General features: G+C 69.0%; 18 protein-coding genes. 9 read left to right on the top strand and 9 right to left on the bottom strand.

Translation table 11 applies throughout. The features are described from left to right. Positions 1 to 57 precede the first annotated feature (57 nt). The 5 genes from BM290_RS47395 to BM290_RS19600 all read right to left on the bottom strand — a co-directional run bounded on the left by BM290_RS47395 (position 58) and on the right by BM290_RS19600 (position 5,304). Positions 58 to 861 (bottom strand): alpha/beta hydrolase, encoded by an 804-nt coding sequence (locus BM290_RS47395; protein ID WP_143133838.1) that lies wholly within the window; start codon positions 859 to 861, stop codon positions 58 to 60. Further along, complete coding sequence (locus BM290_RS47390) at positions 858 to 2,267, bottom strand: hypothetical protein (protein ID WP_143133837.1); 1,410 nt, start codon at positions 2,265 to 2,267, stop codon at positions 858 to 860. Before BM290_RS47390 ends, BM290_RS47395 begins: the two co-directional genes overlap by 4 nt. After that, on the bottom strand, positions 2,264 to 3,178 hold the full coding sequence (locus BM290_RS19610) for an L-histidine N(alpha)-methyltransferase (RefSeq protein ID WP_143133836.1): 915 nt from the start codon (positions 3,176 to 3,178) through the stop codon (positions 2,264 to 2,266). Before BM290_RS19610 ends, BM290_RS47390 begins: the two co-directional genes overlap by 4 nt. A 715-nt stretch (positions 3,179 to 3,893) precedes the next feature. Further along, complete coding sequence (locus BM290_RS19605; protein ID WP_093616084.1) at positions 3,894 to 4,664, bottom strand: LLM class F420-dependent oxidoreductase; 771 nt, start codon at positions 4,662 to 4,664, stop codon at positions 3,894 to 3,896. A 40-nt stretch (positions 4,665 to 4,704) separates the two neighbouring features. Continuing rightward, positions 4,705 to 5,304 (bottom strand): mycothiol-dependent nitroreductase Rv2466c family protein, encoded by a 600-nt coding sequence (locus BM290_RS19600; protein WP_093616082.1) that lies wholly within the window; start codon positions 5,302 to 5,304, stop codon positions 4,705 to 4,707. Between the two features lie 66 nt (positions 5,305 to 5,370). Here BM290_RS19600 and pdxR point away from each other — a divergent pair, with 66 nt between their 5' ends. Further along, a complete protein-coding gene (gene pdxR / locus BM290_RS19595) occupies positions 5,371 to 6,780 on the top strand; it encodes a MocR-like pyridoxine biosynthesis transcription factor PdxR (RefSeq protein WP_093616080.1) in 1,410 nt (469 codons plus the stop codon). Between the two features lie 80 nt (positions 6,781 to 6,860). On the opposite strand, the gene BM290_RS19590 is transcribed toward pdxR, so the two are convergent. Next, positions 6,861 to 7,478, bottom strand: coding sequence for a DUF4360 domain-containing protein (locus BM290_RS19590; RefSeq protein ID WP_239143600.1), 618 nt, complete (start codon positions 7,476 to 7,478; stop codon positions 6,861 to 6,863). A gap of 360 nt (positions 7,479 to 7,838) precedes the next feature. Between BM290_RS19590 and BM290_RS19585 the strand changes: the two genes are divergently transcribed. Continuing rightward, positions 7,839 to 8,498 carry a DUF4360 domain-containing protein gene (locus BM290_RS19585; protein ID WP_093616078.1) on the top strand — a complete coding sequence of 220 codons (660 nt, stop codon included), beginning with the start codon at positions 7,839 to 7,841 and terminating at the stop codon, positions 8,496 to 8,498. A gap of 52 nt (positions 8,499 to 8,550) precedes the next feature. Here the strand turns inward: BM290_RS19585 and BM290_RS19580 are convergent, their stop codons facing one another. Further along, complete coding sequence (locus tag BM290_RS19580) at positions 8,551 to 8,991, bottom strand: hypothetical protein (RefSeq protein ID WP_239143599.1); 441 nt, start codon at positions 8,989 to 8,991, stop codon at positions 8,551 to 8,553. Between the two features lie 111 nt (positions 8,992 to 9,102). On the opposite strand from BM290_RS19580, the gene BM290_RS19575 reads away from it, so the two are divergent. Further along, positions 9,103 to 10,896, top strand: coding sequence for a LamG domain-containing protein (locus BM290_RS19575; RefSeq protein WP_239143598.1), 1,794 nt, complete (start codon positions 9,103 to 9,105; stop codon positions 10,894 to 10,896). A 248-nt stretch (positions 10,897 to 11,144) separates the two neighbouring features. Here BM290_RS19575 and BM290_RS19570 read toward each other — a convergent pair whose 3' ends face one another. Next, complete coding sequence (locus tag BM290_RS19570) at positions 11,145 to 12,530, bottom strand: MFS transporter (protein ID WP_093616072.1); 1,386 nt, start codon at positions 12,528 to 12,530, stop codon at positions 11,145 to 11,147. Positions 12,531 to 12,596: 66 nt separating this feature from the next. Between BM290_RS19570 and BM290_RS19565 the strand changes: the two genes are divergently transcribed. Further along, positions 12,597 to 13,139 (top strand): TetR/AcrR family transcriptional regulator, encoded by a 543-nt coding sequence (locus BM290_RS19565; protein WP_093616070.1) that lies wholly within the window; start codon positions 12,597 to 12,599, stop codon positions 13,137 to 13,139. A gap of 3 nt (positions 13,140 to 13,142) precedes the next feature. Here the strand turns inward: BM290_RS19565 and folP are convergent, their stop codons facing one another. Next, positions 13,143 to 13,940 carry a dihydropteroate synthase gene (folP, locus tag BM290_RS19560; protein WP_093616667.1) on the bottom strand — a complete coding sequence of 266 codons (798 nt, stop codon included), beginning with the start codon at positions 13,938 to 13,940 and terminating at the stop codon, positions 13,143 to 13,145. A gap of 243 nt (positions 13,941 to 14,183) precedes the next feature. On the opposite strand from folP, the gene BM290_RS19555 reads away from it, so the two are divergent. The 5 genes from BM290_RS19555 (at position 14,184) to BM290_RS19535 (ending at position 17,904) form a co-directional block, all read left to right on the top strand. Beyond that, positions 14,184 to 15,053, top strand: coding sequence for a hypothetical protein (locus BM290_RS19555; protein ID WP_244903937.1), 870 nt, complete (start codon positions 14,184 to 14,186; stop codon positions 15,051 to 15,053). Next, positions 15,050 to 15,448: a phage holin family protein gene (locus tag BM290_RS19550; protein ID WP_093616068.1), complete on the top strand. Its 399-nt coding sequence runs from the start codon at positions 15,050 to 15,052 to the stop codon at positions 15,446 to 15,448. Before BM290_RS19555 ends, BM290_RS19550 begins: the two co-directional genes overlap by 4 nt. Then, positions 15,424 to 16,008: a DUF3618 domain-containing protein gene (locus BM290_RS19545; RefSeq protein WP_093616066.1), complete on the top strand. Its 585-nt coding sequence runs from the start codon at positions 15,424 to 15,426 to the stop codon at positions 16,006 to 16,008. The genes BM290_RS19550 and BM290_RS19545 overlap by 25 nt, the downstream gene beginning before the upstream one ends. Before the next feature lie 85 nt (positions 16,009 to 16,093). Then, the gene (locus tag BM290_RS19540) at positions 16,094 to 17,047 is read left to right on the top strand and encodes a TIGR03557 family F420-dependent LLM class oxidoreductase (RefSeq protein ID WP_093616064.1); all 954 of its coding nucleotides are present in this window, start codon (positions 16,094 to 16,096) and stop codon (positions 17,045 to 17,047) included. Continuing rightward, positions 17,044 to 17,904: a glycosyltransferase family 2 protein gene (locus BM290_RS19535; protein WP_093616062.1), complete on the top strand. Its 861-nt coding sequence runs from the start codon at positions 17,044 to 17,046 to the stop codon at positions 17,902 to 17,904. The genes BM290_RS19540 and BM290_RS19535 overlap by 4 nt, the downstream gene beginning before the upstream one ends. The last annotated feature ends 42 nt before the right edge of the window (positions 17,905 to 17,946 follow it).

Genomic DNA, 17,946 nt, shown 5'->3' with positions numbered 1-17,946 from the left:
TCTCCAGAGCCGAGAGCAATCAGAAGCGCAGGATTGAGGGCCGGCCACGGTCTGGAATCAGCCAACTGCGGTTTCCAGCCAGTTCTTAAGGTGTCTCACGACAGCGTCCTCCGCTCCGGCGAAGTTATGGGGAGCGCCAGGAACGACGCGAGCAGTTACCGCAGGGCTCGCGGAGAATGAATTTATGACCGCTTCTGGGCTCGGGGAAGCGGCGAAGTCGTCGCCGCCGACGAGGACCAGCATCGGTAGGGAGTTTTCAGCGACGAAAGAGCCTGCAGAGTCGTCACGCGTCGGGAACTGGTCCCAAGCTCCTGACTGTGTCGTGGCTGATCTAATCGTTCCCACAGTGATGGGCCACATGTCGAAAACAGATCTCGGGACGTTGTCGTCGTCAGCGAGATCATGAATCAACTCGTTCAATCCTGCAACGCCCCCAACGGGACCGGAGTAGAACTGCACGACATCGAAGGGAGCCAACAGCACGAAGGCGCGGACTTCCGGCGGGAGCTTCTTCTGTTGGTGGGCGTAAGCGATCTTGATTGCTCCAAGACTGTGTCCTTGGAGGATCAAGGGGCCCTGAGGGTTGAGGAGACGGGCCCACTCGGCCAGTGCCGGGGGGAAGTCGTCCATCCTTTCATTCGCTGCCGTCTCGTCATGTCCCGGTACGTTGACAGTCGCGAAGGAGTAACCAAGCTCTGCATACGCGCTCGCCAGCGGATTGATGAAGGGATTCCCGTAGAAGTTGCCCCAGGTGCCATGAATGTGAAGGGCTAAACCTCTGGGCTGTTCGACGTGGTGCACCAGACCGTGCAGGCTGCCTGTCGATGTGGCAAGTTGGACCAGTTCGAACTGAACAGTCATTCGCTCTCCTTGGCGGCAATAACGCGCAGGTACCTGGCCGGCATGAGTTCACCGGGCACGTCTGCAGTTTCGCTATGGACGATACTGAACCCTACCGCACCGAAGTCGCTCAGGATAGCATCTGCTGCTCCCTGGTCATGGCTGTGCATCCGACGAGCATAGGTTTCTGCCATTCGATAGATCTCTCGTGGCTCGACCTTCAGAAATGACCGCCACTTCTCGGCTCTTCGTCGAGCCCTATGCGCGAAGGCCGAGGCTTCGGCGACTTCATCTCTGGAGTCTTCCTCGCTGCGAGGCAACCTGACCGTGGTGATGACGACACCGCCGGGTTTCAAGGCGGCGTACCACGCCGCCTTGACGCGCCTGCTGTCGCGCCGCGTGAACCGAGTAAGAAACGCATCCGTCGCTATTATGTCGAAGTTTTCTTCCATCATGGCGGTCGGATTCAGGACATCATCCTCTAATGTCATGACTCCGAGTCCCAGCCTGTTTGCATACCAGCGGCAAGCGAATAGCGGAGTGGGACATCGGTCTAGGACCGTGGTGCCGAGGGCATCTTTCGTACGACTTCTTTTCGAGATGACGTATGACAAGAGTGAGTAGTCCGCCGTGCCGCAGATCAAGAGATCTGGCCGTTCCTTCTCGTAATAGGAGTTGAATGCCTCCTGGTAAAACTCCGAATGCCATGTAGGAGTGGATACCATGTCGAAAACTCGGAGATACTGCCACGCTGCGTGGTACCACTCGCATGACGATCTGTCGATGTAGCTGCCAGTGCATAGGACGTGGGCAACCTCGTTCATCAGGTCCGCGCTGTGAGTTAGCGGTTCTTCGAGATTCGGTCCGTCCATGTCAGTTCGAGGGCTTTCCAGGCCGAGGTTCCATAGCGCTCGCCATCGGCTGACCGCCTCGGATACCTCAGATTCGCCGGCGGTCACCCGCCATCCGTCGAGTCCGTTAAGTACTGTTTCCACGATCAAAGTGGAGTCATCGATGAGCCATGTCCTCCGGAATGCTTGGGGAGTAGAAGCAGCGAATGGCACGTCGTTCATAGGCAGAAACCGGGTCTCTGCTCCGGAGGACTGGTCGGCAGCTCGGATCCGGTCGATAGCCTGCTGCGACAGCGCTCGGTTCGGCAGAAGGTATAAGCGCCTTACCAGCTTGCCGTCGAGTGCGACACTCCGCCAGACCATATCAATATAGTCGTCCGGGTCTGGCACTTCTGGAAGGGCAACAATCTGCTGGACATGATTTCCTACCAGAGGTGCAATCGAGCGAGCCAGATCCGGCATTGCTTGAGCCGGAAGAAAAACCGCTCGATCAGTGCCGCTCCATCTTGCACGATATGCGTCCAGGACCGCCATCGAGGCCTTGACTATTGCGGAGCCTGGGTCTTCGCGGTTCACCGTGCCTCAGCGATTATTGCCGTGTGTTCGCTGGTCCTTCTGGCGGAGATGATCAGAGGCGACCAGCCGCTTGACCTCAGGAGATCCTGCACGTCCGTCTCCCTGAATCGGTAGGATCGAAAGCATTCGATTTCGGTGCCGGCCTCGAGGTCTAGGCCGAGCATCGTAGCCGGCCGCTCGAGTATTGCTTTGCCGATGACGGCAGACCCATCCCATGTCACCTCGAAATATGCCCCGTCGTCGGGTAGCCCACTGGCGCGCAAGGGCTCCAGGGCCGCGTTCTCAAATACTCTGGTTCTATAGGGCTGGAGGATGCTGTCGACCGTCTCCTCGGCGGAGGGCGTCAGTACCACGCTCAACAAGAGGAAATCCTTCCTGCGAAGACTATGTCGCAGATTTTTGAGCACGATGCCTGGCGCTTCAGGATTTCCAACCGTATGTCCAACCATCAGTGCGAGCACTCTGTCATCCCGGCGCCACTCCTCGACACGCGATGTCGGGCCGGTCTCGAAGTCCCAAATCGCCGACGCCATCGATATCCCGGGAAAGTGGGTTCGGAACTTGCTCCCGAAGTGTTGCAGCAGCTGCTCACTGAAATCGAGGCCTAGGTAATTCTCTACGGCCCATTGCTGCATATACCTTTGTAGGAGTGTTATGGTATGACGACCGTCACCCGGGCCCGCCTCTACTATGGTCGCCGGCGGTATTAGATCGGCGGCCAGCCGGGTCAGTGCCGCAAACTCGTCCTCGACGGACAAGACTACCGACTGGTATCCCTCTGATTCGGCGAGCTGTAGGTGGGTTGCCGTGGCACTCCCAGCGAACGCAAACTTGAGTGGCGTGCGTCGACGTTCGAGGTGACGTAGGAACTCGGCCTCATGTTTCGGGTTCTCGAAATGCGGCTTTGGCATACGGGCGCCATTCCTTTAGGCTTCGGATGTCCACGACGACTCGGGATCTCGCTGGCGTCGGTCCTCTCAGGAGTGGCAGCATCGGCGGGACTCATGCGATCCAAGAATCAGGCTTGGTATCTACGGCTGTTCGAGGGCGACTGATCGCATGAATGCATGAGCTGGCTGACGTGTTGTCGGCGGTTGCCCGGCTTGGTCGGCCTAGTCGATTGTGTCCTTACCGACGGACGGCTGCAAGTCCTGGCCGGCGATGCCCCGCCAGTTCTAGCGACTCGTTGGGATGTCGGCGTGGCTGGTGGGACCGTCAGGTCGGGTACGCCGTGGCCGGAGCCGGGATTGCATCAACTGGCGACGATCATGAGTATCGGTAGCCGATGATCGTTTCTCGGGTGTGGCGCTCTGATCGATATTGTCGGTAGGTCGGTGGTGTGGTGAGATCTCGCGGTCGGTGCCGCTACGATCATGATCGACTGATACCGGTATCGCGCACCAGCGGTTCGCCTGTTGCTGCGGCTATCCGTGGTGGGCGGTCGGCGGCCTCCAGGCCCTGATCGGTGACACGACGAGAACGCGTTCGCCTAGGACCGGCCAACCTGATGGTTCTGTTAATCCCGACTGTGGAGACCTTCTGCGCCGCGAGAGCGGACATCGGACCTTCGGTAGGCGCGGGACAGGTCTGATTCCGTGAGAAGGGCGACCCTGCTGCACTTACGCGTTATGCGTTGCGTTTGTCGCGCCAGGCGAGGAAATCACGGAGTTCAGTGAAATCGGGTGCGGGGCCGCTCGTGTGGACGGTGAAAAGGCGGGCGCCGAGTTCGTACATCTTGTCGCGGCTCCCGGTGTGGCCCATCACGGAGATCTCGATCTCGTTCGGGTCGCGGCCGACGTCGGCGCAGTGCTGGCCGAGGATGCCGAGTTTGCGCTCCAACGTCGAAGGGTCGGAGAAGCTGTGCCAGATGTCGGCGTGCTTGGCGGTCAGGCGCAGCGTCTTCTTCTCGCCGCCGCCACCGATCAGGACGGGGATGTCGCGGGTCGGCTTCGGGTTCAGCTTCTCCCAGCGGGACTCGATGCGGGGGAGCGTCTCGGCCAGGTCGTCGAGGCGGCCGCCCGCCGTGCCGAACTCGTAGCCGTACTCGGTGTAGTCACGTTCGAACCAACCCGAGCCGATCCCCAGAATCAGGCGGCCTGAAGAGATGTGGTCGACCGTGCGGGCCATGTCGGCGAGGAGCTCGGGGTTGCGATAGCTGTTGCAGGAGACCAGAGCGCCGATCTCGACCCGGGACGTGGACTCCGCCCAGGCGGCGAGCATGGTCCAGCACTCGAAGTGCAGCCCGTCCGGCTCGCCGCTGAGCGGGTAGAAGTGGTCCCAGTTGAACAGCACGTCGAGGCCCAGGTCCTCGGCTTCGCAGGCGGTGCGGCGGATGGTGGCGTAGTCCATGTGTTGCGGCTGCAGCTGCAGCCCGATGCGAACCGGCCTATCGATCATGTTTCCGAGCCTACGTCCCGGCGCCGCCGCGCCCCCGCATTCAGGCGAAGGACAATGATCCGGTACGGGTTCGCTTTAGCTCGAAGAAGTCGGGGTAGGCGGCCAGCGCCCGGGCGCCGTCGAAGATCGCTGCCGCCTGTTCGCCCCGGGGGATGCTGGACAGCACCGGGCCGAAGAACGCCACCCCGTCGATGTGGATGGTGGGTGTGCCGACGTCGGCGCCGACCGGGTCCATGCCCTCGTGGTGCAGTCTGCGCAACGCGGCGTCGTGTTCGTCGCTGCGGGCCGCCTCGGCGAGGGTGGCCGGCAGTCCCACCTCGGCCAGCGCTTCCACGACGACGGCGTCGAAGTCCTTGTCGCCGCGCGGGTGGATGCGGGTGCCGAGGGCCGTGTACAGGTCGCCGAGCACCTGTTCGCCGTGGGCGGTGGCGGCGGCGGTGACGACCCGGGCCGGGCCGAGGGAGCGGTCGACCAGGTCGCGGTACCACTCGGGCAGGTCGCGGCCCTCGTTGAGGACGAACAGGCTCATCGGCCGGAACCGCAGGTCGATCTCGCGCCGGGTCTGGACCTCCAGGATCCACCGGGAGGTGATCCAGGCGAACGGGCAGGCCGCGTCGAAGTAGAAGTCCACTCGTGTCATGCCTCCTACCCTGGGCGGTAAATTGGCATCCTCCAAGTGCCAATGCGACGTGATCTGAGAGAGCCAATGAGCTTCGAGGTGCACCTGGACGGGCCGGATCCGCTCGTCGTTCAGGTGTATCGGCAGGTGCGCGCGGCGATCCTCGACGGGCGGCTGCGGCCCGGTGAGCGGCTGCCGCCGACCCGGGAGCTGGCCCGGGCCACCGAGCTGTCCCGCAACACCGTCGCCACCGCGTACGAGCGGCTGCTCGCCGAGGGTTTCGTCGCCACGAGGGTCGGCTCGGGGACGTATGTGGAGGAGACGATCGCCAGGCCGGCGCCCGCCCGGCCCGGTGGCAGCCTGCGGCCCCGCCGGGCATGGACGCCGGCGTCCCCGTCCGGGGCCGCGCCCCGCTATGATCTGCGCGCCGGCGCCCCCGACCCGGCGCTGTTCCCGCTGGCGTCCTGGCGTCGTCTGATGAACCGTGAGCTGCGGCTGCGTACCCTGACCGACGCCCGTCGCACCGGCCCGGGCGGCGATCCGGCGTTGCGGGCGGCCGTGGCCCACCGGCTGGGCATGTCGCGGTCGGTGCGGGCCGCCGCCGACGACGTGATCGTCACCAGCGGCGCTCAGCAGGCGTTCGACCTGATCGGCCGGGTGCTGCTGGCGCCGGGTGACGTCGTCGCCGTCGAGGATCCGGGCTATCCGCAGGCGCGCCGGCTGTTCGAGGCCCTGGGCGCGGTGCCGGCGCCGGTGCCGGTGGACGGGCGGGGCCTGGTCGTCGACGCGCTGCCGGCCGGCGCCCGGCTGGTCTACACCACCCCGTCGCACCAGTTCCCGACCGGCGTGACGATGTCGCTGTCCCGGCGGCGTGAGCTGCTGGCCTGGGCCGGGCGGCACGACGCCGCGATCGTCGAGGACGACTACGACAGCGAGTTCCGTTTCGAGGACCGGCCGCTGGAGCCGTTGCACAGCCTGGACCGGGCGGGCCGGGTCATCCATGTCGGCTCGTTCTCCAAGACCATGCTGCCGGCGTTGCGGCTGGGGTTCCTGATCGCGCCGGCCGGTCTGCGCGCGGCGCTGCTGGCGGCACGGGAGGTCACGGTTCAGCACGGCGATCCCTGCGCCGAGGCGGCGCTGGCGGCGTTCCTCGAGGAGGGCCTGTTCGCCCGGCATCTGCGGACGGTCACCAGGGCGTACGCCGTACGCCGCGCCCTGCTCCTCGATGCCCTGCACGGCGAGCTGTCGCGGTGGCTGGTCCCGCTGCCGTCGATCGCCGGCCTGCACCTGACCGCCCACCTGCGCCCGGGGGTCCGCGACGGTGCCGCGACCGTGGTGGAGCGGGCCGCCCGGGCCGGGGTGGCGCTGCAGACGCTGGCGCAGTTCCACCGGGGGCCGGCCGGCCCGGACGGTCTGGTGATCGGGTTCGGATCGGTGCCGACCGACCGGCTGCCCGAGGCGTTACGCCTGCTGGCGGGCTGTTTCGCCGAGGGCTGAGACCGGGCCGGCAGTGTCCGCCGGCCGGGTGGGGCCCGGCTGGCCGGCAACTGCCAGCCGGGGGGAGTGGACGGCCGTGATCAGCAGGAGGCCAGGCTGTAGTTGAAGAGGGTCTCGACGTCGCCGTCGGTGGCGTTCATCGACATGGTGCTGGTGCCGGTGGAGGAGCCGGCGTCGATGCGCAGCTCGGTGTTGACGTTGAGGACGCTCTGCGAGCCGCATTCGGCGTACGTGAGCACGGGCGCGACGTCCCACGTTGTCCAGAGACCGTTGAGGGGGCCGCTGAACGTCACGTCCTTGCGCTCGGTGGCTGAGGTGCCCTGCCAGTAGTAGCTGGTGCGCTGCAGGGCGGTGGCGCCGGAGCGCAGGACGGCCTTGCCGCGGTAGTTGGCCGAGGCGATCGCGATGGTCCAGCCGTCGGGGATGGTCACGAGGACGCCCAGCTGGCAGTTCTTGCGGCGGTCGATGACGGCGGCGCCACCACCGGCTTCGGCGACGAAGTCCCGGTACCTGACCCGGAATCCGGTGTTGTCGCCGTTGCCGACGACCGACGCGGTGCCGGGGGCGCATCCGGAGCCGTTGGCGGCGATCACCTCGACGGTGATCGCCGGCGCCGCGGCGTGGGCGGGGGCGGCGGCTAGCGGGACGGCCAGGGCCGTGGTCAGCACGGCCGCCATCACGCGATTGCTGTTCTTCATGGACTTCCTTCCGGGGAACGGGTGGGTGCCACTTCAGGGAAACCTGGAATCATTCCAGAACGGCGGTCATCGCATCCGCGACCACCGTAGTGGCGGCCCTATTGCATTTACAAGCATGAATTACTGATTGATCTACAGGAAGCCTTGCAACTTGCATTGTTGCTGGTCCGGTCGCCGGGCAAATCTACTTATATCGCTTAAAGCGTGTTCTACTTTGCATCCTTTTGCCAGGTTCATGCCTCGCCCTCCTCTTTATCGATGTACATCAATAGGCGCTTCTTCGAGGTGTACGGCTGTTGACTTCTATTGACATGCATCAATAGCTTGGGCCCGTCCGTTCCCATCCCCGAAGGGGTGAACATGAAAAGGTTGTTAACCCGTGCCGCGGTGGCGCTGACGCTCCTCGCGTCCACGCTGCTCGGCGCCGCGCCGGCGTCCGCGGTGATCGTCATCGTCGACCCGCCGCCGGCCGGTGAGATGTCCATCGAGCTGGTCGCGATGGCCGGCTCGGGCTGCGCGCCGGGCACCGCCGACGTCGCCATCTCGCCGGACAACTCGGCCTTCACCGCGATCTACAGCGCCTACCTGGCGCAGGCGGGCCCGAACATCGCGGTCACCGAGAACCGGAAGAACTGCCAGCTCAACGTGCTGGTCCATGCGCCGGCCGGGTTCACCTTCGCGATCGCCAAGGTGGACTACCGCGGCTACGGATACCTGCAGCGCGGCGCGGTCGCGCAGCAGCGGGCGAACTACTACTTCCAGGGCATGACGGCCGGCAGCTACGCCAACCACGCGATCGCCGCGCCGCTGGACGACAACTGGATCGCCACCGACTCGGTGCCGATCGCCTCGCAGGTCTTCCGGCCCTGTGGTGAGCAGCGCAATCTCAACATCAACACCGAGCTGCGGGTCACCAAGGGCACGTCGACCGACGTCAGCTACCTGACGATGGACTCCACCGACGGCAGCATCGAGACGATCTACCACTTCACGTGGATGCGGTGCACCGCGAAGAAGTAAGGACGTAGCGCGCGATGGTGGTGGCGAATCCGCAACGTTCGCCACCACCGGCCTACGTGCAGGTGCCGTCGAGCCTCTGGCCGATGGTGGTGAAGTCGCCGTTCAGGAACGCTTTCGGGTCGGCGCCCCGGGAGGCCGCGGTGAGCGCATCGGCGATCCCGTCCGTCGCGGCGCGCTGGGCGGCGTCGGTGCTCCGGTCGCCGGCCGCGGCGATCTGGGCGGCCATGTCGGCGAAGGTCCGCTTCAGGCCCTCGGCGTCGTCGTTCACGGTGTGCTCGGCCAGCCGGACCGCACCCTCGGTGAGGACCTTGTAGACGGCGGTGCACACATACGCCGGCTGCCCGGCCGACGCCGACGGGATCGGCGCGATGCTCACCGGGGCCGGCAGCGATCCGGCCGGGATCTCGATCTCGATCCCGTCACAGCCGGACGCGAGCGCGGCCCAGGCCGTGAGCAGGGCGGTGGTGACGGCGGCGCGGCGGCGATGCGGCACTGCATTCCCCTCCTTCGATGGCGTACGCCGGAGCATAGTGCCCGCCGCGACTTTTGCCGATCTCGGAAGTTAGCTACCTACGTGGTAAAACTCGCCAAAACTGGTAAAAAGGTGTTACGTCGTGTGGTCCTCACCGGCATCGCGACGGTTCTCGTCGTCGCCGGTGGCACGGCCTTCGCCGAGATCGTCTCCTCGCAGCCGTCGCTCACCCCCTCGTTCAACGGCCCGGTCCACGCCGTCGCCTACGCCGGCGACACCGTCTACATCGGCGGCGACTTCACCAGCGCCTCCGCGGGCGGCACGGCGCAGCCCCGGGCCAGGCTCGCGGCGTTCGACGCGCGCACCGGCGTGCTGCGGGACTGGACGCCCTCCGCCGACGCCACCGTGCGGTCCCTCGCCATCGCCGACGGCGTGGTCTACGTGGCCGGCGACTTCGGCACGGTCAACGGCCAGGCCCGGGACGCGGTGGCCGGGATCAGCGCGGACGACGGCACGGTGACGCCGCTCAGCCACACCGTGGCCGGGCAGCCGAACGCCGTCGCGGCCGGGCACGGACGCCTCTACCTGGGCGGGCGGATCACCGCGGTGGACGGGCAGCCCCGGGCCAACCTGGCGGCCTTCTCCACCGGTAGCGGCGCGCTCGACGCGTGGGCGCCGGCCACCGACGACACCGTGCACGCGCTGGCCGTCACCGCCGACCGCGTCTACCTCGGGGGAAGCTTCCACAAGACCAACGACGTGCGCTCGACGGTACGGCTGGCCGCCGTCGACCCGGCCACCGGCGCGCTGGACGAGACGTTCCTGCCGAAGCCGGTGTCGCAGGTGTTCGCGCTGGCCGCGCACGCCGACGGGGTGTATGCGGCGCTCGGCGGCCAGGGTGGGCGGGCGGTGTCGTACGACCGGGCCGGCGAGACCCGCTGGACCCGGGTCTTCGACGGCGACGCGCAGGCCGTCGCCCTGCTCGACGACACCGTCTACGTGGGCGGGCACTTCGACAAGGCGTGCGTCACCGGCAACAACGGGGCCCGCGGCTCCTGCACCGACGGCGCGGTGGCGCGGGGCAAGCTCGCCGCCGTCGACCGTGAGGGCAACCTGCTGGAATGGGCGCCGCAGGCCAACGGCGTCGCCGGGACCCGGCAGCTGGCGGCCAGTCCCCGGCTCGGGTCGATCAGCGCGGTCGGCGACTTCACCGTGGTCGGCGGCATGAGCCGCAAGCGGTATGTCGAGTTCACCGGGGTCGCGCCGGTCACCGAGTCGGCCGTCGCCGCCGGCCACGTCGCCGCGTACAACTTCGACACCACGATCGCCGACGGCACCTTCGACGACGGGTCGGGGCACGGGCACCTGCTGCGGACGGTCACCCGGAACGGCGGGGCGCCGCGGATGGTCCCGAACGGCAACGGCCAGGCCCTGGCCTTCCCGGCCACGTGCGCCGGCGACGAGTGTCCCCGCCTGATCCTGCGGACCGGCGACACCGAGGACCTCAACCCCCAGGACCGGCCTCTGCGGTACGGAGCGAGCGTGCTCCTGGCCCCGGAGGAGACCGGCCGGGGCGAGAACATCCTGCAGAAGGGCTACTCGAAGAGCGGCGGGCAGTACAAACTGCAGGTCGACGGGCTCTCCGGCAAGCCCAGTTGCGGGATGAGCGACAAGACCGGCGCCTCGGTGTACGTGGCACGCAGCCGTACCTCCGTGGCCGACGGCGAGTGGCACTCCCTGGAGTGCCGCCGCACCGGCCCCACGCTGGCCATCCTGGTCGACGACCGGCTGGAGTCGGTGGCCGCGGTGCCGGCCGCGCTGTCGGTGGAGTCGCACGAGCCGTTCACCGTCGGCGGCAAGGGTGTCGGCCGGGACAACGACCAGTTCCACGGCACGCTCGACGATGTGTGGATCCAGATCGGCTGAGCGAATCGGTGGGCGGTGAGAGCCCCGGCGGCCGTTGTGGACGGCAGACGGACCGCCGGGGCGGGGAGCGTGTGCCGGTCGGAGGGCCGGCACACGCTGCTCACCTTCACGCTCCCGCGTCGTCCCGTCGTCCGGGAGCGGGGGCGCGGCCGGTCCGGCGAGGACGGCGCCGGGGGTCACGCGCTGCCGGGGCGGCGCAGAATCGAAGGTCATCGTTGCAGCCGTGTTGCGTGGACGCAACAGGATGTTCACATCCTGGCGGGCAGTCGTGTCGCCACCAGCGCGCCCACGGCCAGGATCGCCGCTCCGGCGAGCATCGCGGGCGCGACGCCGTCCACGAAGTCCTGCCCGGAGGCGAACCCGCCGTTGCTGCTGAAGATCGAGGAGAGCGCGGCCACCCCGGCCGCCACCCCGAACGAGCGGATCGTGTTGTTGGCGCCGGACGCCACCCCGCGCTGCTCCTCCGCGACGCTGGCCAGGGTGATCGTGCTGATCGGCGCGAAGGTCAGACCCATGCCCACGCCGGCCAGCACGAACGCGCCCACGATGTCGCCGTAGCTCGCGTCGGTCGAGGTGGCCAGCCCGAGCCAGAGGATGCCGGCGGCGAGGAACACCTGCCCGGCCGCGATCAGGTTCCGCAGCCCGATCCGGGCCCCGAAGATGCCGGCCAGCGGCGCGACCACCATCGGCGCGGCCGTCCACGGCAGGGTCCGCAGCCCCGACTCCAGCGGGGTGAGCCCCTGCACCACCTGGAAGAACTGGGCGAGCAGGAACACCGAGCCGAACGCGCCCGCCGAGAACGTCAGCGTCACCACGTTGACCAGGCTGAACGACCGTGACCGGAACAGGCTCAGCGGCAGCACCGGGTTGGGGTTGCGCGCCTGCCAGGCCAGGAACGCGACGATCAGCGCGACGCCGGCGGCCAGCATGACCGGCACCCGGCCGGAGGTCCAGCCACGGTCCGGGCCGTCGACGATGCCCCAGATCAGCAGCAGCATGCCGCTCGACGACAGCAGCAGGCCCAGCGGGTCGAGGCGACGCGCGCCGCCGCGGGACTCGTCGAGCACGACCGCGGCCAGGACCAGCGCGGCGACGCCGATCGGCACGTTGATCCAGAAGATCCAGTTCCAGGTGAGGCCGTCGACGACCGCGCCGCCGATCACCGGGCCGAGCGCGACCCCGAGGCCGGTGATGCCGCCCCAGATGCCGACCGCGGCGTTGCGCAGCCGGTCCGGGACCGCGGCCGCCAGCAGGGTCAGCGACAGCGGCGCCATGGCGGCGCCGCCGATGCCCTGCACGGCGCGCGCCGCGGTGAGCTGCCACGGCTCGGTGGCCAGGGCGGCCGCGGCCGAGGCGGCGGTGAACAGGGCGATGCCCGCCAGATACATCCGGCGGCGGCCGAGGCGGTCGCCGAGCGCGGCGGCGGTGAGCAGGAAGGCGGCGAACGGCAGGGTGTACGCGTTGACGAACCACTGCAGGTCGGCGATCGACGCCCCGAGCTCGGTGCGGATGACCGGCAGCGCGGTGCTGACGACCAGGTTGTCCAGCGCGCCCATGAAGGCCGGGATGCCGACGGCGGCGATCACCAGCCCGAACGGGCGCGTTCTCGTGGGTTTTGCGGCGAGGGTGGTCACGATGCTCCCATAGTTGTTATCGACTGATAACTAAGGACGGTAAGCATCGACTGATAACCTGTCAACATGGTCCGGACACGTCTCACCGCCCAGGAACGTCACGCGCAACTCGTGGCGGCCGCCGTCACCGCCTTCGCGCAGGGCGGTTACGCGGGGACGACGACCGATCAGGTGGCCCGGCTCGCCGGGGTGTCCCAGCCGTATGTGATCCGCATCTTCGGGTCGAAGCAGGAGCTGTTCCTGGCCACCGTGCGGCATGCCGGTGAGCGCGTGCAGCAGATCTGGCGTGACGCCGCCGCCGTGGACCCGACGCTGAGCGGGCTGGGCAAGGCCTACAAGCAGCTGCTCGCCGAGCGTGATCTGCTCGTCGTGCTGCTGCACGGGTTCGCCGCGGCGGCCGATCCGGGTCTCGGCGACGCCGTCCGGCAGTGCTACGGGGAGCAGTTCACGCTGGTTCGCGAGTTGACCGGGGCCTCGGCCGAGGAGACTCGCGACTTCTTCGCGAACGGCATGCTGATCACCGTTCTCGGCGCGATGCGGGTGCTCGGCCCGGACGCGGTCCCGCCGCAGCCGTGGATGGCCGATCTGCTCGACACCCTCCCGCGATAGGACTCAGATGTTGTGCCGGGTGTAGGCGGGCTCCCGCCAGCCCAGCATCGCCTCGGTCATCCGGATCGCGTCGGTGGCGGCCCGCACGTCGTGGACCCGCATGATCCGGGCGCCACGGGTGATGCAGAAGACCAGCGTGGCCAGGGTGCCGGCCAGCCGCTCCTGCTGCGGGCGGTCCAGTGTCTCGCCGATGAAGTCCTTGTTGCTCAGCGCGGCCAGCATCGGGTAGCCGATCGCCGCGATCTCGTCGAGCCGCCGGCACAGCTCCAGTGAGTGGTGGGTGTTCTTGTTGAGGTCGTGACCCGGGTCGATGACGATCTGGTCCGGCCGGACCCCGCGCGACAGCGCCAGCTCCACCTTCTCCCGTAGGAAAGCGCCGACCTCGGCGGTCACGTCGCCGTACCGCGGGCTCGGGTACTCGGTGCGCGGCGCCGCCAGGCTGTGGCAGATCACCAGCTGCGCATCGGTGCCCGCGACCGCGTCGGCCATCGCCGGGTCGCGCAGCCCGGACGTGTCGTTGACGACCCCGGCGCCGGCCCGGATCACCTCGGCGGCGACCTCCGGCCGGAACGTGTCGACCGAGACGACCGCCAGGCCGCGGGCCGCCTCCACGACCGGCAGCACCCGGTCCAGCTCCTCGGCCGCGGTCACCTCCGGGCCCGGCGCGAACGGCACCCCGCCGATGTCGATCCAGTCCGCCCCGTCGGCGGCAGCCCTCGCCACCGCCTCGGTCGCCTTCTCCAGAGCGAACGTGCGGCCCTTGTCGTGGAACGAGTCGGGAGTGCGGTTCACGATCGCCATCACGACGACCCGGCGGGAGAAGTCATAGGACCGGCCGCCGATGATCCGCGGGCCGAGAAGTTCGCTCACGGTTGGCGACCCTAACAAAGACCCGCAGACCTTCGAGGCGGTACGCCGTACCCAAGATCAACGTTTTTAAGGGTCGGGTTTTCGCGCCATTCATCACAACCGGTGACGAGTCGATCGTCTCCGGGTGGGTAGCTGACAGGCCGTATGCATCTTCTCGGTTCGGGAGGAACCACCATGAGTGACGTATCACCGGCCGGTCGCGTGCCGGAGCCGGCATACCCGGCCGACGTGCCGCAGCAGACGTCCTACGACCCGGCGCCGCAGACCTCGCCGGCGAACGCGGACCGGTCCACGGTCAAGCAGGTGGCCCAGCAGACCCGCGCCGCGGCCGGCGACGCGGCGAGCGATGTGGCCGGGACCGCCAAGGAACAGGCCCAGCGGGTCGGCGCCGAGGCGCGAACCCAGGCCCGCAACGTCGCCTCCGAGGTCCGCGACAAGCTCGGCGAGCAGGCCCGTACGCAGAACAGCCGCCTCGTGGGCAGCATCCGGCAGACCGCCGACCACCTCGACGAGATGCGCGGCGACTGGGCCGACTCGCCGGCCGCCGCCGTCGTCTCGCGGGTCGCCGAGGGCGGCCGCCAGTTCGCCGACTACCTGGACCGCAACGGGCCCGAGGGTGTGCTCCGCGAGGTCGAGGACTTCGCCCGCCGCCGCCCCGGCGCGTTCCTGGCCACTGCGCTGGCCGCCGGATTCGTCGTCGGCCGCCTCGGCAAGAGCGTCGCCAAGGCCGACCCGGACGCGGGCGCCGTCAAGCCGAGCACCGACACCTACACCGAGTCCACCGGCTACCCGGCGGCCTCCGCGGGCTCCACCGGCTACCCGGCGGCCTCCGCGGGCTCCACCGGCTACCCGGCGGCCTCCGCCGGCTCCACCGGCTACCCGGCCGCGTCGACCGGCCATGCGACGGAGACCGACGAGACGCTCGCCTACGTGCCGGCCTCCACCGGCTCCGGCTACGTGACGCCGGCCACCACCCAGTACACCGGCACCGGCACCGGCGCCCCGGCCGTCGTCACGCCCGGTGACCCGGAGTACCGGTCATGACCACCCCCGACCGTGTCGAGCAGACCTCGATCGGCGAGATCATCGGCAACATCAGCGACGACCTCTCCCAGTTGTTCCGGCAGGAGGTCGAGCTGGCCAAGGCCGAGATCCGGCAGGAGGCCACCAAGGCCGGCAAGGCCGCCGGGATGCTCGGCGGCGCCGGGTTCGCCGGGTACCTGGCGGTGGTGCTGCTGAGCTTCGCCGTCGTGTTCGGCCTCTCCAACGTGATGGACCCCGGCTGGGCGGCGCTGATCGTCGCCGTCGTCTGGGGCGCCATCGGCGCGGTGCTGTTCGTGAGCGGCCGCAACAAGATGAAGACCGTCGACCCGGTGCCGCGCCGCACCGCCGAAACGTTGAAGGAGGACGCCCAATGGCTGAAGAACCCGACCGGCTGAGGCAGGACATCGAGAGGACCCGGGCGTCGCTCACCCGCGACGTCGACCTGCTGGCCGAGAAGACGAGCCCGCGCCAGGTCGCCCGGCGGCGCTGGACCGCGGTGAAGGAGAGCGTGATGGGTACTGCGGAAGACACCCGGCACAAGGCGTCCGACCTCACGGAGGCCGCCGGCACCAAGGCGTCCGAGCTGTCGGACGCCGCGAGCGACAAGGCGTCGGCCGCCGCCGACCGGGTGCGCCAGGCGCCGCAGGCGGTGGCCCGGCAGACCCAGGGCAACCCGATCGCGGCGGGCATCATCGCGTTCGGCGTCGGCCTGCTGACCGCCTCGCTGATGCCGGTCACCGACGTCGAGCGGCGGGCCGGTCAGCAGCTCAAGGACCACAGCGGCGACCTCACCGACAAGGTCAAGGACGTCGCGAGCGATCTCAAGGACGAGATCGGCGGCACCGTGCAGGAGGCCGCGGGGCAGGTGCGCGAGACGGCCCGCGACGCGGCGCAGGCGACCAGGGAGACGGCCCGGTCGGACGCCCAGGACGTACGGCACGCGGCGACCCCCTGACGACGACGGTCATTTTCGGCGGGACAGACGTGGCAGCTCGAACTGCCACGTTTGTCCCGTTCCTACGAGGGAATCGGGCAGCACCATGAGACTCGGATACAAACTCGCCGCAGAGGCGTTCGGCCCGAAGGAACTGGTCCGGCAGGCGATCCGCGCCGAGGAGGCCGGGTTCGACTTCGTCGAGATCAGCGACCACTACCACCCGTGGCTCGACGTGCAGGGGCACTCGCCGTTCGCCTGGAACGTGCTCAGCGCCATCGCCGTGCAGACCACCCGGCTCGGGCTGGCCACCGGCGTCACCTGCCCGACCGTCCGCTACCACCCGGCGATCATCGCCCAGGCCGCGGCGACCCTCGCGATCCTGTCGGACAACCGGTTCACGCTGGGCGTCGGGGCGGGGGAGCGGCTCAACGAGCACGTCGTCGGCCTCGGGTTCGGCAGCGTCCGGGAACGCCACGAGCGGCTGCGTGAGGCGCTCGACATCATCAACCTGCTCTGGCAGGGCGGCTACCGGTCGTACGAGGGGAAGTACCTGCAGCTGGAGGACGCCCGCGTCTTCGACCTGCCGGAGACCCTGCCGGCGATCGCGGTGGCGGCCGGCGGCACGGCGGCGGCCGAGCTGGCCGCGACCCACGGCACCGGCCTGTTCGCCACCGAGCCCCGCGCCGACCTGGTCGAGACGTTCACCGGCAACGGCGGCAGCGGGCCCCGGTACGCGGAGCTGTCGGTGGCCTGGGCACCGACCGAGGAGGCCGCGATCAAGGAGGCCCACCGCACCACCCGCTGGGCGGTCACCGGCTGGAAGGTGATGTCCGAGCTGCCCAACCCGGTCAACTTCGAGGCCGCGTCGGCGACCGTCACCGAGGACGACGTCCGCGAGAAGTTCGTGGCCGGCCCCGACCCGGACCGCTACACCGACGCCGTCCGCGAGTACACCGACGCCGGCTTCGACCACGTCGTCCTGATGAACACCGGCCCCGACCCGGACGGCTTCCTCGACTTCTTCGCCAAGGAGCTGCGCGGGCGGCTCGCCGCATGACCGTTCCGGCGCCCGTCGCCACCGCCGCGGAGACCGACCGGGTCACCGTGGTGGTGGCCACCCGGGACCGGCGGGAACGGCTGCTCGAGACGATCCCCGAGCACCGCGCCCCGGTGATCCTCGTCGACAACGGCTCCACCGACGGCAGCCCGGAAACGATCAGCCGCGCTTTCCCGGCGGTCGGCGTGGTCCGGCTCGGCGAGAACCGGGGCGCCGCCGCCCGCAACGACGGGGTACGCCGCGCGCGTACCCCGTATGTGGCCTTCGCCGACGACGACTCCTGGTGGACCGCGGGCTCCCTGGCCCGGGCCGCCGCCCTGTTCGACGCCTGCCCGCGTCTGGGCCTGCTCACCGCGCGGGTGCTCGTCGGAGCGGACGGCCGCCTCGACCCGGTCTCCGCGGCGCAGGCCGCCGCGCCGCTCGGCACCCCGCCGGGCGCTCCCGGCCCGCAGGTGACCGGCTTCCTCTCCTGCGCCGTCGTGGTCCGGCGGGAGGCGTTCCTGGCGGCCGGCGGTTTCGAGCCGCGCCTTTTCGTGTACGGCGAGGAGGCGCTGCTGGCCATGGACCTGACCGCCGCCGGCTGGTGGCTGTGCTACCGGCCGGACCTCGTGGTACGTCACTTCCCGCTCCCGGCCGGCCGCGACACCGGAGCGCGTCGCCGCATCGAGTCCCGCAACCGCCTGCTGACGGCCCTGCTGCGCCGCCCGCCGTCGGTGGTCGCCCGCACCGCCGCGGCCACCCTGCGGGACTCGCCGTCCGCCGCGTGGGACGTGACGCGCGCCCTGCCGTGGGCGCTGCACCACCGGCGCGCCCTGCCCCCGTCCACCGAGGCCGCCTTCGCCCGCACGGACCGGTGACCGCTCACCGTCCATCGGGAGACGAGGTCCCCGGCGCCGGTC

The sequence above is a fragment of the Actinoplanes philippinensis genome, from assembly GCF_900113015.1.
Lineage (GTDB): Bacteria > Actinomycetota > Actinomycetes > Mycobacteriales > Micromonosporaceae > Actinoplanes > Actinoplanes philippinensis.
This window is presented reverse-complemented; position numbering and strand designations above follow the sequence as displayed.

Bases quoted from the DNA above. Each gene is read 5' to 3' on its own strand.
- BM290_RS19550 (WP_093616068.1), top strand. From the start codon at position 15,050: ATGACCACCCCCGACCGTGTCGAGCAGACCTCGATCGGCGAGATCATC.
- BM290_RS19605 (WP_093616084.1), bottom strand. From the start codon at position 4,664: ATGATCGATAGGCCGGTTCGCATCGGGCTGCAGCTGCAGCCGCAACAC.
- BM290_RS19540 (WP_093616064.1), top strand. From the start codon at position 16,094: ATGAGACTCGGATACAAACTCGCCGCAGAGGCGTTCGGCCCGAAGGAA.
- BM290_RS19535 (WP_093616062.1), top strand. From the start codon at position 17,044: ATGACCGTTCCGGCGCCCGTCGCCACCGCCGCGGAGACCGACCGGGTC.
- BM290_RS19600 (WP_093616082.1), bottom strand. From the start codon at position 5,304: ATGACACGAGTGGACTTCTACTTCGACGCGGCCTGCCCGTTCGCCTGG.
- BM290_RS19610 (WP_143133836.1), bottom strand. From the start codon at position 3,178: ATGCCAAAGCCGCATTTCGAGAACCCGAAACATGAGGCCGAGTTCCTA.
- BM290_RS19585 (WP_093616078.1), top strand. From the start codon at position 7,839: ATGAAAAGGTTGTTAACCCGTGCCGCGGTGGCGCTGACGCTCCTCGCG.
- BM290_RS19565 (WP_093616070.1), top strand. From the start codon at position 12,597: ATGGTCCGGACACGTCTCACCGCCCAGGAACGTCACGCGCAACTCGTG.
- BM290_RS19545 (WP_093616066.1), top strand. From the start codon at position 15,424: ATGGCTGAAGAACCCGACCGGCTGAGGCAGGACATCGAGAGGACCCGG.
- pdxR (WP_093616080.1), top strand. From the start codon at position 5,371: ATGAGCTTCGAGGTGCACCTGGACGGGCCGGATCCGCTCGTCGTTCAG.
- folP (WP_093616667.1), bottom strand. From the start codon at position 13,940: ATGGCGATCGTGAACCGCACTCCCGACTCGTTCCACGACAAGGGCCGC.
- BM290_RS19590 (WP_239143600.1), bottom strand. From the start codon at position 7,478: ATGAAGAACAGCAATCGCGTGATGGCGGCCGTGCTGACCACGGCCCTG.
- BM290_RS19555 (WP_244903937.1), top strand. From the start codon at position 14,184: ATGAGTGACGTATCACCGGCCGGTCGCGTGCCGGAGCCGGCATACCCG.
- BM290_RS47395 (WP_143133838.1), bottom strand. From the start codon at position 861: ATGACTGTTCAGTTCGAACTGGTCCAACTTGCCACATCGACAGGCAGC.